Here is a 15,658-nt window from a genome sequence, read left to right as displayed (position 1 = left end):
TCATGATTTGCTGTATCCTTTCAAAATCGTTAACTCAATCGGTAGCATATTTGGCCCTAAATGTTGTCGGGTCTTCACGACTTGCCCTTCATCATTTACCCAGTAAAAGTTTTCGATGGTTTCCGATAGGCTGAGGAACTCAACGGCTTCGCGATATACATCGGCTGACGTGGAGGACAGTGGTGTTGTGACCACTTCTTTACCTTGATAGGTTCGAGTAATGTGAGCAGGAAAGCCGTAACGATATTGTTCAGCCCAGTCATACGAAAGCATATACTCAGTGTTTAATGCGTTATACTCAGGGACCTGGCCATAGACGCCCGCAATATTGTTGTTCTGTAAGTTTACGGTTTTAACGATTTGGCCGTTCTCTGTTACTACCATCGCCTTATCTGAGCTGACCCACTTCTGTTGAGTTTTACCGGTAAGAGGGTTTTGCTCTGCGAAGGCTAAAACAACGAAAATTTGTTTTTGATTACCTATCTTAAGGTATGCGCTGGCGTACGGTACGGCTTCAATTTCTTGAGGTGTGAGTTCTACATCGATGTAATTACCATAGGCTTCCTGAACGGTTGCGGACACATCATTGAATTTTTGAGTACATCCGAACATTAAACTAGATACAGGTAGGATAAGAAGTAGGCGCTTCCACTTTTTTGTTAGAAAGATATTCATTATTCCCTCTTAAAAATAAAATCGCCCTGAATAAATCAGGGCGATTATCTACTTGATACTGAAATCTATTAGTTAGAAGTAGTAGAAGTAGAAGTAGAAGTAGTTGTAGTGCTTGAGTCACTATCTGTTGCTGCTACTGCTACTACAGTTGCTGCAGCTGCTGCACCAACACCTACCGCAACTTCACCACTAGCAAGAGCAGATGCGCCTTCAGTTGTGCCTGCTTCAGGAGCTGCAAATGCTGTTGACGCACTTAGAGCCATAAGAATAGCCAGAGCTGTATTCTTCATTATTTATCCTTTTTTATATCCGGTATATAAAACATCGATGTTTTGGGCATAAATTAATGCTCCAAAACCTATTCTAGATAAAAAATCATCAGCATGTAAACAGTTTCGTATCTATTTGGTTGTTAATTTTAAGAAAATAAAAGAACTAGGGAGAAGGAAATCGGAGAAGGACAATAGCTATCCTAGAATAAACTCCGCATTCCAACGAAATTGTCTTTTATTATAATCTGATCCATCTACACCTTTCTTTGCTAAAAGCGAGCATCCCATTCTTACATTATGGTCTCATTCGCCCCCTTGCCGTTTAATGTCTTTACATGCATAATTTGGCAGCTTTGTTTTGATCTTTAGATCATGATTTTTGGGTTTAAATTCACAAAAAATTGGCTTAAATAACAGTATTTCTATCAATAAACCGAATAGAATAAATCGGTAATCAGCGAACAGTGGCTAACGCGTAAGTGCCGCAGGGCGGTAGCGTGGAACGCGAGAGATGTTTAACAGGCCTTACTGCTCGCATTTGCGCAGCGGTTGGTCGATACCTAGGGAACAATTACGTGATTAACAAACGACCATGGCTAGGGGCGTTGAGCGCAATCAGTTTAGGCTTGTGCTCTTTTTCTGCCTCGGCTAATTTTTATGCTGGTGCGTTATTGAGTTACTCTAACGCCGAATATCACCACTCCTCCTCATCTTCAGTAGCTGAAGGAAGTCCTTTTCTTCTTCAAGCGCAAGCTGGCTACTTCTTCAATGATTATCTTGCCTTAGAAGCCCGCTATGGTACTTCTCTCGAACGAGATAGTGGCCTAGCAGTCGATAGTATTGCAAGCGGCTTCGCCAAGTTTAATATTCCAGTTTCTCAGCGAGTCGCCCTATATGGGTTAGCTGGCTACTCCAGTGTGCAAATCGATCAGCAGAATGTTGGATCTGGTAAAGATCAGGGCTTCAGCTTTGGTATGGGAGCACATTACGCTCTCGATAAACAAAGTGCTGTTGTCTTTGAGTTCATTGACAGCTTGGCTGAAGATAAAGTCCGCTTGAACGGAGTCTCACTGGGCTTCCAGCACCGATTTTAATTAAAGACCTAGTGCCTAGGTCATTGTGTCTAGGTTTTTCACTTCATTAATATTTATAGCGATTGATCATGCTTAAAGGATATTTCTCCATTGCGGTTTGTGTATTGGCCAGTATGTTTGCGCCATACACCTTGGCGCAAAACCCAACCCCAGAACAGCTACAAATGTTTAAGAGCTTACCAGTCGAGCAGCAACAAGCATTGGCAAGTAAATATGGTATTACACTGCCTTCAGGGGCCCCTCAATCAACCAGCTATGAGAATCCACAAGTCATTGAGCAGCGTCCACAAGCAGCCGATATGGACAGTGAGCAATTTGACTGGCTAAAGCCTGATGAAGAGCAAAAACTGAAACGTTTCGGTTTGGAGTTATTTGCTGGCTCACCAACTACCTTTGCTCCTATTAGTGACGTCCCTGTTCCTGCTGACTATACGATTGGTGCGGGTGATGAAATTGTGATCCAGCTATTCGGTAAAGAGAACACTACTCATCGTCTGCGTGTTAACCGTGCGGGTATCATCAATTTTCCATCGCTAGGTCCGGTACTGGTTGCGGGTATGAGCTTCTCCGAAGTGCGCGACTCACTTAACCAACGTGTGCAGGAACAGATGATTGGTGTACGCAGTGATATCTCCCTTGGTGAAATGCGTACCATGCAAGTATTTATCATGGGTGATGCTTACAAGCCTGGTGCTTACACGGTTAGTGCATTAACGACTATCTCACAGGCGATTTACTACAGTGGTGGTTTTAGTGAGAGCGGCGCTCTGCGTAATGTTCAGCTAAAACGTGATGGTCAAGTGATTCGCAAGCTTGATATGTACGATTTATTGCTGAAAGGTGATGCACGTAACGATGTTCGTTTGTTACCTGGAGATGTAGTCTTCATTGGTTCGGTTGCACAAACCGTTTCAGTTGATGGTGAAGTAAACCGCCCTGCGATTTATGAAGTAAAACCGGGTGAAACCTACAAACAATTAATTCAAATGGCGGGTGGTTTTACTGCTAATGCCTTCTTTGAAAAGATCGATATAAAACGCTACGGTACTGAAGGTAGCCGAGAAGCATTAACGCTGAACTTTGTGAATTCCCAAGACCAACAAGCGAAAGTTAAAGTAGGTGATGAAGTCAACGTGCTGAAGAAAAGCGAAGAGTTGACTCGATATGTTCAAATCGAAGGTGATGTACGCCATCCTGGCTTTGTGGAATGGAATAATGGCATCCGAGTCGCTGATTTATTCCAATCGGTTGACTCGTCATTTAATTCAACTGCAGATGTAAACTACGCCGTAGTAGTTCGAGAAATCAATCCTCAACGAGATATAGAAGTACATCAAGTTAACCTAGCCAAAGCGATTTTATCGCCAGAAAGTAAAGATAACCTGCAATTAAAATCTCGCGACCGCGTTCTGGTCTTTAACCGTTTTAATAATGAAGACCTAGATAACTTTGCTGAGGACGAGGTTGTTACCAAAGCAAAAACACTAGAAGAAGCTCAATCACAAGCGCAGCAAGATCTTAAACAAGAGCAAGATGTCTTAAATCCTTTGGTTGCGGTGACGGCGATAGATAGCAAGTCAAAAGCCAGCACTCGACAAACAAAGATCATTTTCCGTGGTAAAGAGATCACGAAAGAAGACTTTGAGGCAATGAAGCAAAACACTCGCCGAACTTTGCTGGCGCCTGTACTTCTGCAACTCCAGCAGCAGTCTAAGCTTGGCTTGGCTCCGCAAATTACGGAGGTGTTTGGCGAGGTTAAACATCCGGGCCGTTACCCAATTACACCAAGAATGACAGTTTCAGCTCTAGTTGAAGCCGCTGGTGGGTTAACTTATAACGCATTTACTATCAATGCGGAATTGGCTCGTACAGTGATTAATAGTGTCGATGAACGCGCTTATATTGATGTAGAACGAATCGACCTTCGCAAAGCAATTCAAGGTAACACTGCTGATGATACAATTATCGCAGGGCGTGACCGTTTGAACATCTTAGAGAAACCAAGCGTGAAACTGCAAAGCACAGTCACTTTGCAGGGTGAAGTTCGTTTCCCGGGCACCTATACAGTTCGCCAAGGAGAGACGCTAGGCGAGCTACTTGAACGAGCTGGTGGCCTTACCGAGTTTGCTCACCCTCAAGGGGCAATATTTACTCGTGAAGCACTTCGACTACAAGAGCAGAAGCTACTTAACGAGTATGCTGCTGACATGCGTGCAGAAACAGCCAAGAAGACTTTCCGTGCCGACAGCAACTTAGGTTCCGTTATTTCTGATCCAGATAAAACACTGAAATTTGTTGAGGAAGCTAGTCGCAGCAAAGCACTTGGCCGTATGGTTGTTCAGCTCAATCGTATTATTAAAGATGAGCGTTCTGCGGACTTTATGTTAGAAGATGGCGATTTCTTATTTGTTCCCACATTCCGTAACACAGTATCGATTATGGGTGAAGTTCAAGTTCCTATTACCTATCTGCTAGATAATAAGCTGGATGTAGACGATTACCTGAATAAAGCGGGCGGTGCGAAAAAACAAGCGGATGAAGACCGCATCTTCGTCGTCCGTGCCGACGGCTCAGTCTACAATCCAACTTCAGGCTACTGGTTTGGCAACAACAATGAAGAGCTAAGTGCTGGTGATACTATTGTTGTACCAATCGATACCGATTACCGTGATGCTTTAAGCACCTGGACCGCCGCAACACAAATCTTGTATCAAACGGGTGTGGCGATCAACGCGCTTAAATAAAGGTTATAGGTCCTAGGAGAGCTTCCTAGGACCTAATTGTCGTAATCTGTAATTCAATTTAAACTCGATCCTATGCCTAGCACCTAGCTTTTATCTAGGATCTAGAATCTAGGATCCTAGGACCTTGTTAATCCAATGGAACCACAAAAAAAGCCGCAACCAAACTATTTACCATATCCTCCACAAGCTCCCGCGATATCTGATGATGAAATAGATCTGCGTGAATTGTTCAAGGCCGTTTGGAAAGGAAAGTGGATCATCATCGCCACAACGTTTATTTTTGCTGTTGCCTCAGTATTGTACGCACTAAGCCTACCAAATATTTACAAAGCCGATGCTTTATTAGCTCCTGCTGAAAGCTCAAGCGGTGGTGGTTTATCCAAAATGGCTGGCCAGCTCGGGGGGTTAGCAGCACTAGCAGGGGTTAATCTCGGCGGAGGTGACACTTCCCAAACTGATCTTGCAGTACAAGTAATGAAATCTCGCCAGTTTGTAGATGCGTTTATTAGCAAGCATGACTTACTTGTACCGTTGATGGCCGCAAAAGACTGGGATATCGCTACTAATAAGTTAGTCATAAATGAAGACTCATATAACTCAAATACTGATGAGTGGTTACGTGAGCCAGAAGGTCTTCGCGGTGCAAAACCTACTGCGCAGGAAGCTTTTAAGGTATTTACTGAAGATGTTCTTATTGTAAACCAAGATAAAGAAAGCGGCCTGTACACAGTTTCTATTAAACACTATTCTCCTTATGTGGCTCAAAAATGGGTTAACTGGCTGATTGAAGATATCAATAAAGTGATGCGTGAACGAACTATCGCAGAAACTTCCCAAAATCTAGACTACCTAAATACGCAATTACAGAAAACCGCTGTAGCCGATATGCAAAGCACGTTTTACAAGCTCATAGAAGAACAAACAAAAAGCTTAATGCTGGCAGAGGTTCAGGAAGAATTTGTTTTCAAGACTGTAGATCCAGCTGTAGTACCAGAGCTAAAAGATGGCCCTAAACGAGCTTTACTTTGTATTATAGGTACTTTACTGGGAGTTATGTTGGGCCTAGCAATAGTTTTAATACGGTTTACGTTTAGAGCATAGAAAAGTAGCGTACAACGATAAGTGTCGATGGTTTATTAAAAATGGCTGTATCAAAAAGAAGAAGATTAATCTTAAGTCATGCGAGAGTTTGATATTAAGTTCAGCTTTGAATGGATTACAGCCATAAAAGTGCTTTAAAATGTCAGCAAACCCAAATCCAAGTAGAAATCTGTGGTGTGCTCGTTTGTGATGAGATGATTATATTGAGTGATTTGAAGATGCTTAGCCAACAATCAATACGGTGGTAATAATAGCTGACAACCTAGATTCACGATGTAAATTGCTATATCCATATCAATTAAGTTCATTAACGATAAGTACACCAAAGTTATTGTTGACATAGCCAAGCCCCTGGGCAGTTGAAGTGCAGAGAAATCTGCTTGTTATCGTAATCCTAAATGGACTAGTGAACTTAGTAATCTTGTATTTCCTTATTTATAGTTTAATTAAATAAATTTATGAAAATTCCACTAATAATCAGTCGATCTATATCATCTAAGGAAAATAGCAATATTCTATGGCTATTATCGGAGAAAGGTATTAATCTCCTTCTTGTATTATTGTCCAATGTTTTGATCGCTAGGTACTTAGGGCCAGATAACTTTGGTAAATTAAGTTTATTAATAAGTATCAATAGTATGGTCGTATTGTTGTCGCCGATAGGTGTTAACGCCATTTTTATTAAAGAGTACTTAAACTCAAAGGCTAAAAGTGATGTTATAACTACTTCTATATTTGTAAGATTTATGGGAGGAGTGCTCTTTTCCGTAGTTTTGCTTTTCGTTGCTCATTCATCTTTAGTTTCTTCGATTGACAGTTATTGGATTAGGCTTACTATAGTTTCGGCATTGGCATCAGCTTTCTATTTAGCTGATTTTTTATTTCAAGCTAAGGTTGAATCAAAGTATGCGGTTCTCGCTAGAGTTATTAATGTTATACTTTTTTTTGTGATAAAATGCTTCTTAATATTTTCTAACTCTCCGCTAGACTACTTTTTTTATATCGCAATATTGGAACCTACATTTTTATCATTCTGGTATATGGTCGCTCTAAAAATCTCAAAATTTAGTTCAGATAAAGGATGCATCCAGATCGATTATGCAATTCAACTGATACGTAAGTCAAAATGGCTTTTGTTTTCTACAATTGCTAGCGTTATTTGTCTGAAAATTGATCAGTTCATGTTGGCTGAAATGAAAGGAGATAAAGAGGTTGGTATATACTCTGTGGCGGTCAGGCTTTCAGAAGTATGGTACTTTCTACCTAACATTATAGCTGCTTCATACTTTCCGAAGCTTATCAAAGCAAAAAAGAATAGTAAAAATGAATATACTGGTAGACTTCAAGAAATTAATGATTTCTTAGTTATAGTTGGATCTGTGATTGCAATATTTATCGCATTTTTAGCAAATCAATTGGTTGTTTTATTATTTGGGCCAGAGTATTCGGATTCAGGGCTTATTTTATCAATACATGTATTCGGTGGAATATTTGTATTCTCGAGGGCGCTTTTTAGTAAGTGGATTATAAATGAGGGTATATATCATTTTTCATTAATAAACCATACTGTAGCGGCACTATCTAATGTTGTATTAAATCTAATTCTAATCCCCAGTTATGGAGCGATAGGGGCTGCATGGGCAACAGTCTTGGGATATTTAATCGCTTATTATTTTTTTCTTGCTTTAAATAAACGAACTAGAAGTTATTTCATTGTTATGACAAGAAGTTTTAATTTTATTAGTGCGGTAAGAAGAGTTTTTAAAAATTTGAAGAGTAGAGTGTAATGATGAAAAGTGTTGTTCGTAATTTTATTAGTGTAGATAATAGACGTTCTATAAGACGATTGATAAATATATTACAAGCTAAAGGGATTACAGTTGCGTCAAAAAACAAAGTGTTTACTAGCATCTATTACTCTATTGTCAATGGATCATTCAAGAATGAACAACGTGCTGTGCTGTCTGGTAGGGTCGAGTTTAACCGAAACAAAAATACAGTAAACGAATCCAGCCCCCAGTTACGAAGAAACATCCATCGATTGGAAAAAGGCCTAATTATGAAAACAAGAAGAGACATCTTTGGAGAGGCGTTTATTCTTGAAACAGTTGAGCTTTTCGCAAGTGCTTACGACTCACCTAACTGGTGTCGAGAAGAAAAACAATGGGCAGAAGATATCCTTTCGATGTACTTTAAAACAGTCGGAAGTAGTGAGGTGATTGATTTTGCTAGAAATAAATATAGTGCCATAGATAAAGCAATAGACTCCGAAAATGCTTATGTGCCATACCAACGCGCTAATATAGCAAACAAATCATCTATTAGTGTGGATGATCTAAGAACTCTATTTGAACAAAGAAGGTCGGTACGTTGGTACTCCGAAGAGGCTGTCCCGGAGCAACTAATAAATCAAGCAATTGAATTAGCAAAAACAGCACCTAGTGCATGTAACAGACAGCCGTTTGAATTTTTAGTTATCAACGACCCAAAAATTGCGCCAGAAGTTACAAGTATTGCGGCAGGGACATCAGGATTTAGCCATCAAGTACCTTGTCTCATATTAGCTGTGGGAGATCTATCTTGTTACCCAACAGAGGCAGATAAAAATGTCATCTACATTGATGCTAGTCTTGCTAGTATGCAATTGATGTTAGCTTTTGAAACGATAGGTTTGAGTAGTTGCCCTATTAATTGGCCTGTAAATGAAGCAAATGAAATTAAGTTAAGAAGCAAAATCGCGCTGCCTAAACACAAAAGAGTAGTGATGATGATTAGTGTAGGATATGCAGACCCTACGTCATTCATCGCCTACTCGTCTAAAAAATCGCTTTCCGTTATGAAAACAACGTTAGAGAATTACAAATGAGTAAAATAACTGTAGAAGTAAAAGGTATTGGTTTTCCAAATAAGGGGGCTGAGCTAATGCTTGTCGCTATCATAGAGCAATTCAAGCAGCGTGAAGTAGAAGCTCGCTTTGCTGTAGAACCATACGGCGACTATCAGTTAAGGGCTTACCATGGTCTGTATCAGAAGGCTCGTGTAAGAAAGTTCGGGATTAACATCGGATCACTAGTCGGTTTGCTGCCGAATAAACTGCTCAACGTATTTGGTATTGTAAAATCTAAGGATATAGATGTGGTATTAGATGCTTCTGGCTTTTCGTATGGTGATCAGTGGGGGCCTGAACTGGTAGACTATCGCCTTGGTACAACGATCAAGTGGCTGAAAAATAAAGGAAAGAAAGTTATTTTGCTTCCTCAAGCTCTGGGTCCTTTTGAAAACCCCCAAACTCGTACAAGTGCACAACATATTTTTAGTAACGCAGATCTTATATTTGCGCGTGATCCGCAGTCTTACTCTTTTGCTAAACCCATCTGCGGGAACACTGAACTACAGGAATGTCCAGATTTTACTAACTTAGTAAAAGGAACTCCTTTTAATGAGTACAATCCAGAAAAACACCAAGTTAGTGTAATTCCAAATACAAAAATGTTGGAAAAAACCAAGCTAGGTGAAGAGTATATTGATTTCCTCGTACGAACTATTGAGAAGGTGGATGCTTGTGGGAAGAAACCTTTTTTGTTAGTGCATGAAGGCCAGGCGGATAGAAAACTAGCGAAACAAGTTTCTGATAGATGCTCAATCGATATTGATATCTTAGAACCTGTAGACCCCCTTAAAATTAAGTGGGTTATTGGTCAATCACACCTCGTTATAAGTTCACGTTTCCACGGGCTAGTTAGTGCTCTAAGTCAAGGTGTGCCAGTGATTGCCACTGGATGGAGCCACAAATACCAATGCTTACTAAAGGACTACAACGTCTCAGAGTTCCTAGTAAATACTTCAGAACAAGAGTCCACAGATCAGCTAATTAGCCAATTATTGACGGATCATGACTATCATCAGAAAGTCGCGTCTGCGATTTCAGAGTCTAGTTTAGTACAAAAACAAAAAGTCAATGCAATGTGGGATAGAGTGTTTAACAATATTACCTAAGATTATCCGGCAGGTTTTAAGGCTTGCCGTAATTTTGGATTGTGTGGTTTTGAGTAATGAGTAATGACTAATAGAGAAAAACCTCGTTCGCGAATTTTGTCAATCAAAATTAATGACATGATATTTTCATTAATTGTTTGTTTTTATGTGCTATTTGACTCTATTAATGGTTTTTTCATAGGTACTTTAGGTATTCACCTTCCAATATCTTTATCTATTAAGTCTTTAATATTGTTAATGTCATTGGTTGTTATATTTAAATGTAAGAATAAGATTTTATCTCTTTTTTCTTTAGTGATAGTGTTTGTTTTCCCAATATTTTTTAGAGCGTTATTTCTTTCTCAAGAGTTTTTTTTTATCGAATTGAATTACTTGCTTAAGTACATCTCATTTTTGATTTTTATATATTATTTCTACAATTATTACTCTAATGTTATAGATAGTTACAAGCCATTTTATCGATTAGTGTACATATCATATTGGATAATTGTTCTCAATGTGTCACTAGGCTTTTTCGGGATTGGTGGATATACATATCCGAATACAAGTACAGGATTTAAGGGATTCTTTGTAGCTGGAAACGAACTGAGCGCATTATTTATACTGTTCACTATTCTTATATATGGTCGACTAATAGGTGAAGACAGAGGATTTATAAGTTCTATTTTTATACTTTTTTCTATTTTTATTTCTATATTAATTGGTACTAAGTCATCGGTGCTGCTTCTTACTCTGACGATGTTTATATATCCATTGTATGCTAAGCTGATTAATAGAGAGTATTTTTCTACGTTGAAAGTTAGTTTGATTTTATTTGTTCCTATATCAGCTTTTGCTTTATTTTTTTATCATTTTGGAGAGAATGTTCAGAGTATTTCAACGATAGAAAGAATTATATATAAATTAGATAGTCATCATATTATTAATGCAATATTTTCTGGTCGAGAAATTTGGTTTGAAATGTATATGAACTATTTGTATGAGCATGGTCTTGTATCGTCAGTGTATTTTTCTGTTATTTTTGGTTCTGGCTTTTACTATAGTACAAAAGCAACGCTAGGAAAGCAATTAATAGAGTCTGATTTACTTGATTTATATACTTTATCTGGAGTGATTGGTGTTTTTATCGTGGTTAGCATTTCTATTTATTTTGCTTATATTATATTGTCATCTAAAAAGAATGGTAAAATTTGGAAGGAAGCGCTATATGTACATTTGGCCTTAACTTTAATAGCAATATTTTTTGGGCACGTTTGGACCTCAGGAATGTTGTCTGTCGCGTATGCATCAATGATAGGTTTTACCTTTAGTCAACGGGTTGTAAAATGTTAGTTTCAGTAATAATTCCTGTTTACAACAGAGCGAAAATAATTTGTCGTACACTTGACAGCGTTGCAGCTCAGACATACAAAAATATTGAGGTTATTGTCGTCGATGACTGCTCAGATGATAGTGAAGAGCTTAAAGCTAAACTCGACGATTATGATTTAGATATTAAATACATTCGACATGAAACCAATAAGCATGGTGGTGCAGCTAGGAATACCGGGATCGAAGCGTCATCTGGAGATTATATAGCATTTTTAGATTCTGATGACTTGTGGGCTCCGAATAAAATTGAATCCTGTATAAGATATGGAGTGGATGGCAATGAGATTCTCTATTCAAAGATTTTAGATCGCGAAAAAGTTTACCCCAATTATGCTTTTGATAATAACTTAAATGTAGATGAATATTTGCTTGTCGAGAGGCAATCTATGCAAACTTCTTCGTTGTTTATGAAGGCAGAGCTCGCAACGCGTGTCATGTTTGATCCATCCCTTAAACGTTTTCAAGATACCGACTTTATAATTCGAGCTCAAAAGCTTCACGGTGCAAGGTTCACTCTTGTTAACGACGTCTTAGTGTATATGAGTGATTATGACAAAGGCTCTCGTATATCTTCTTCAGTAGATCCTCTCCCTGCTATATTCTGGTTAGATAAAATTGAACACTTACTAACAGAAAAAACTATATCTGTGTTTACATTTAATCGAATTATAAACTATTCATCAAATTCACTTCCTAGAATTTCTCTTTTTCGTCTTTTTGTCAAAGAGCAGTGCTATAAATACCCTTTAAACTTGGATTTTAAAGTTTTTGTTAAATGTATTCTGGGCAGATATCAAAGTAAGTTTAGACGATGAAAATAAAAATTGTATCAAATCTCTACCCGTCTAGAGATAAGCCCTTTAAGGGAACTTTTGTTAGGAATATTTTTGAAGGTTTCAAAAGTAGAGGTTGTCAGGTTTCTTTGATTTCTTTGTCTGATAGTGGTCCTAGCCGGCTAAGTAAACTCGCAAACTACTTGCAGTTTACTTGGAGTGCTTTTGTCTCTGGTTTGAAGTCTGAGGAAGGGGATGTGCACTATATTCATTACACATCTCACTCTTCTCTTGGACTTATACTGGCATCGTTATTTAAGCCAAAGCAAAAGCTTGTTGTTGTGTCTAATGTTCACGGAAGCGATATTCTTCCTGGGGACGACAGCGTCTTCTCTAAATTCAAGGTGATTATTTCAAAAAAAATATTGGACATATCTACACTGGTTGTTTCTCCGTCTGATTATTTCAAAAGCGTTTTATTCGAAAAATACGGAGTGTTAGAAGGAAAGGTTGTGGTTAGCCCATCTGGAGGGGTAGATGCTTCAATTTTTTATGTCTTACCTGCTATAAAGAAGGAGTATACTTTCGGGTATGTGGGCAGGCTTGAGGAAGATAAAGGCGTTTTTGATCTTCTTGAGAGTTTTCGTTTAAGCCAACGCGACAACCCACAATCAAAGCTCCTAATAGTGGGCAGCGGCAGTTGTGAAGCTCAACTCAAGCAAATTGTAGATTCTATGACAGGGGTAACTTTGCTGCAAGGAATGAGTCAAAATCAATTGGTTGAAATTTATAACTCAGTTAACTATTTGGTTTTCCCTTCTCGAGCTTCTGAAAGCTTAGGTTTAATACCTATTGAGGCTATGATGTGCGGTGTGCCTGTTTTATCCTCGACTACAGGCGCAACAGGAGAGTACATCACGTTAGGTATGCGTAAACTGTCTTTTGAACCAGGTAACGTTAAAGGCCTAGAGGTTGTATTAAATCAAGCCAATGAAATCTCAGATGAAGAGTATTTACAACTTAGTAAGCTAGCTATAGATGTTGCGAGTAATTACTCTTCTAGTAAGGTGATTGAAGATCTTTACCGTGTGTTTGAGACCCGTTTTAGTAATAGGTAAAGTAAATGAAAAAAATCGCTATTGTATTTGGCTGTGGTGGGCATAGAGCGCAAGCAAATAGGTTTTACCAGACCTTTGCTCAAGATGAAAATGCTGACTTTTATGGTATTACAGATGAAGGGAAAGCCCCAGGTTGGTGTAAAGCATTTCTGGTTTTGGAACCGTTTAGAGATAAGTATTCCGGGAAAGTGGTTTCACCGATAAAGTTTATATCCAATATACGGAAAGCACACAAATTCTTACGTAGTAACAATATTTCTACCTTGGTTTCTTTTGGACCCGGTGTGGCGATTTTTGTCGGGATTGCAGCGAAGCTGGCTGGTTGCTCTATTATCCATTTCGAAACGTGGTCCAAATTTTATTCACCAACTATGACTACAAAGGTGATGAAATATCTGACAAAGAACATATTTATACAGAATGTAGAATTAAAGGACTCAATTCCTTACGGAAAGTACGTGGGTAGATTTTAGAATGAATATATTAGTCACAGTTGGAACGACAGCGTTTGATGAGCTGATAAAAACTATGGATAATTTATTTGAAGGTGATAAGACTGTTAGCATCATTGCACAAATTTCATCTAGTTCAAATTATACTCCCCAGAATTTTAAATCGTTTCAGTTTAGTCAGAACTTCCAGTCATATGTTGACGCTGCTGATTTAATTGTTACCCATGCAGGAGCTGGCTCAGTTTATTCCATGCTTGAAAACAATAAGAAACTAATTGTTGTGCCAAACTTGACACGAGCTGATGATCATCAGCTTGAACTCGCCAAATATGTCCAAGATAATAACTTTGCGATGTCATGCTTTGATTTAGATGAAATTCGAGACTGTATAAATAAGGCTAAAGATATTGGATTCGAACCATATCGTTGTGAGAAGTTTTTTGGCCATAGTATCATCCGGGAGTTACTAAAATGAATGTGCTCGTAACAGGCGCTTCAGGCTTTATCGGCAGTAAGCTACTCGATAGACTAGATCTTTCATTAGTTAAAGTATTAGGACGAGATTTACCAGCGGGTTTTCCCTGTTCTCAGTTTTATAAACATAATATCGATGGCTGTACTAGTTACTCTGAGGTTTTGTGTAATATTGATACTGTTGTTCATTTAGCTGCGCGTGTTCATGTCATGGAAGACAACGCAACAGATCCACGTGAGGAGTACCGCGAGGTTAACACCTATGGGACAGTTAACTTAGCTAAGCAAGCAGCAAAATTTGGTGTAAAAAGATTTATCTTTGTCAGTAGTATAAAAGTTAACGGCGAGTCGAGTAACCACGAACGACCGTTCACACATAAAGATGTTCACTCACCTCAAGACTATTACGGGCAATCCAAATCAGAAGCCGAGTTAGAACTGTTGAAGTTATCTGATGAAACTGGTTTAGAAATTGTCGTAATCCGTCCAACGCTAGTCTATGGACCTGGGGTGAAAGCCAATTTCGCCTCATTGATGAATTTAGTCTCAAAAGGTATACCGCTTCCGTTTGGTTGTATTACCAATAACAAGCGCAGCCTGGTTTCAGTCGATAATTTGGTAGATTTGATTATCACTTGTATTGATCACCCGAAGGCTGCCAACCAAGTGTTCTTAGTGTCGGATGATCATGATGTGTCTACTTCAGAGATGGTGAGTGAAATGACAATTGCTCTAGCGAAGCCTACATGGCAAATGCCAGTCCCTGTTTGGCTGTACAAGTTAGCAGGTAAACTATTCAACAAATCAGATGTTGTGGATAGGCTAACGGGTTCATTACAAGTTGATATTACTCATACAAAAGAAACCTTAGGTTGGAATCCGCCTCAAACCTTGCAGGATGGCTTCAAACAAACTGCAGAAGCGTTTCTACAATCCAATAAAAATAGTGGTGAATCATGATCCGTATTTTAGATTTTTTAGCAGCCTTTTTTGGTCTGTTGTTTTTATGGCCTGTACTGCTGGTTGTGACCATTATCGGTCTGTTTGATACTGGCTCTCCTATTTTTGTGCAAGAGCGTGTAGGGCGTAACAAAAAATCATTTAAGCTGATTAAGTTTCGCACCATGTCTGTTGATACAAAATCAGTTGCTAGTCATTTGGCGAGTAACACTTCCATCACTAAGTTGGGTGCGTTTTTGCGCAAAACTAAGATTGACGAGCTACCTCAGCTTATCAATGTATTAAAAGGTGAAATGAGTCTTGTAGGACCAAGACCGAATCTTTTCAATCAAGAAGAGTTGATTGCGGAGCGTGACGCTTTAGGTGTATATCATGTTTTACCAGGTATTACGGGATTAGCTCAGGTGCAAAATATTGATATGTCTACACCAACATTGCTCGCTCAAACGGACAAGCGAATGATAGATACGCTGACCGTAAAAGACTATTTTAAGTATATCTTGATGACTGCAACCGGTAGTGGTGCTGGTGATGCCGTGAAATAGAGTTAGATGAAGTGAGCCTCAAAAGGGCCACTGGTTATTCGTCCGTTTTTTGGATGAATCCCCAAATTATGTGGCAGGGGTCT

Annotated in this window: 14 protein-coding genes and 1 pseudogene; 13 read left to right on the top strand and 2 right to left on the bottom strand. The window is 38.9% G+C overall.

Annotated elements, in window-relative coordinates; all coding sequences use genetic code 11:
• Together V1U08_RS11970 and V1U08_RS11965 are read right to left on the bottom strand one after the other, a co-directional pair.
• Nucleotides 1-675 (bottom strand): YjbF family lipoprotein, encoded by a 675-nt coding sequence (locus V1U08_RS11970; protein WP_330470667.1) that lies wholly within the window; start codon nucleotides 673-675, stop codon nucleotides 1-3.
• Between the two features lie 68 nt (nucleotides 676-743).
• Nucleotides 744-965 carry a hypothetical protein gene (locus tag V1U08_RS11965; RefSeq protein ID WP_330470666.1) on the bottom strand — a complete coding sequence of 74 codons (222 nt, stop codon included), beginning with the start codon at nucleotides 963-965 and terminating at the stop codon, nucleotides 744-746.
• A 557-nt stretch (nucleotides 966-1,522) separates the two neighbouring features.
• Between V1U08_RS11965 and V1U08_RS11960 the strand changes: the two genes are divergently transcribed.
• From V1U08_RS11960 to V1U08_RS11900, 13 genes and pseudogenes are all read left to right on the top strand, one after another.
• Nucleotides 1,523-2,041, top strand: a complete 519-nt coding sequence (locus V1U08_RS11960; RefSeq protein ID WP_330470665.1) for an outer membrane beta-barrel protein — start codon at nucleotides 1,523-1,525, stop codon at nucleotides 2,039-2,041.
• A gap of 344 nt (nucleotides 2,042-2,385) precedes the next feature.
• Nucleotides 2,386-4,785 (top strand): annotated as a pseudogene (locus V1U08_RS11955) (SLBB domain-containing protein); the annotation flags it as partial.
• A gap of 135 nt (nucleotides 4,786-4,920) precedes the next feature.
• Complete coding sequence (locus V1U08_RS11950) at nucleotides 4,921-5,886, top strand: Wzz/FepE/Etk N-terminal domain-containing protein (RefSeq protein WP_330470663.1); 966 nt, start codon at nucleotides 4,921-4,923, stop codon at nucleotides 5,884-5,886.
• A gap of 458 nt (nucleotides 5,887-6,344) precedes the next feature.
• Nucleotides 6,345-7,673, top strand: coding sequence for a flippase (locus V1U08_RS11945; protein WP_330470662.1), 1,329 nt, complete (start codon nucleotides 6,345-6,347; stop codon nucleotides 7,671-7,673).
• The gene (locus V1U08_RS11940) at nucleotides 7,673-8,752 is read left to right on the top strand and encodes a nitroreductase family protein (protein ID WP_330470661.1); all 1,080 of its coding nucleotides are present in this window, start codon (nucleotides 7,673-7,675) and stop codon (nucleotides 8,750-8,752) included. Before V1U08_RS11945 ends, V1U08_RS11940 begins: the two co-directional genes overlap by 1 nt.
• On the top strand, nucleotides 8,749-9,882 hold the full coding sequence (locus V1U08_RS11935; protein WP_330470660.1) for a polysaccharide pyruvyl transferase family protein: 1,134 nt from the start codon (nucleotides 8,749-8,751) through the stop codon (nucleotides 9,880-9,882). Before V1U08_RS11940 ends, V1U08_RS11935 begins: the two co-directional genes overlap by 4 nt.
• A 498-nt stretch (nucleotides 9,883-10,380) precedes the next feature.
• Nucleotides 10,381-11,214 (top strand): hypothetical protein, encoded by an 834-nt coding sequence (locus V1U08_RS11930; RefSeq protein ID WP_443089734.1) that lies wholly within the window; start codon nucleotides 10,381-10,383, stop codon nucleotides 11,212-11,214.
• On the top strand, nucleotides 11,208-12,068 hold the full coding sequence (locus tag V1U08_RS11925) for a glycosyltransferase family 2 protein (protein WP_330470658.1): 861 nt from the start codon (nucleotides 11,208-11,210) through the stop codon (nucleotides 12,066-12,068). Before V1U08_RS11930 ends, V1U08_RS11925 begins: the two co-directional genes overlap by 7 nt.
• Complete coding sequence (locus tag V1U08_RS11920) at nucleotides 12,065-13,144, top strand: glycosyltransferase family 4 protein (RefSeq protein ID WP_330470657.1); 1,080 nt, start codon at nucleotides 12,065-12,067, stop codon at nucleotides 13,142-13,144. The genes V1U08_RS11925 and V1U08_RS11920 overlap by 4 nt, the downstream gene beginning before the upstream one ends.
• 5 nt (nucleotides 13,145-13,149) lie before the next feature.
• Nucleotides 13,150-13,617: a PssD/Cps14F family polysaccharide biosynthesis glycosyltransferase gene (gene pssD / locus V1U08_RS11915; RefSeq protein ID WP_330470656.1), complete on the top strand. Its 468-nt coding sequence runs from the start codon at nucleotides 13,150-13,152 to the stop codon at nucleotides 13,615-13,617.
• Nucleotide 13,618: 1 nt separating this feature from the next.
• Nucleotides 13,619-14,071 carry a PssE/Cps14G family polysaccharide biosynthesis glycosyltransferase gene (gene pssE / locus V1U08_RS11910; RefSeq protein ID WP_330470655.1) on the top strand — a complete coding sequence of 151 codons (453 nt, stop codon included), beginning with the start codon at nucleotides 13,619-13,621 and terminating at the stop codon, nucleotides 14,069-14,071.
• A complete protein-coding gene (locus V1U08_RS11905; protein ID WP_330470654.1) occupies nucleotides 14,068-15,030 on the top strand; it encodes a UDP-glucose 4-epimerase family protein in 963 nt (320 codons plus the stop codon). Before pssE ends, V1U08_RS11905 begins: the two co-directional genes overlap by 4 nt.
• On the top strand, nucleotides 15,027-15,575 hold the full coding sequence (locus tag V1U08_RS11900; RefSeq protein ID WP_330470653.1) for a sugar transferase: 549 nt from the start codon (nucleotides 15,027-15,029) through the stop codon (nucleotides 15,573-15,575). Before V1U08_RS11905 ends, V1U08_RS11900 begins: the two co-directional genes overlap by 4 nt.
• The last annotated feature ends 83 nt before the right edge of the window (nucleotides 15,576-15,658 follow it).

The organism is Vibrio sp. YYF0003, assembly GCF_036350715.1.
Taxonomy (GTDB): Bacteria; Pseudomonadota; Gammaproteobacteria; order Enterobacterales; family Vibrionaceae; genus Vibrio; species Vibrio natriegens.
The sequence above is the reverse complement of the archived record's forward strand: the minus strand, read 5'-3'. Positions and strand labels throughout refer to the sequence as shown.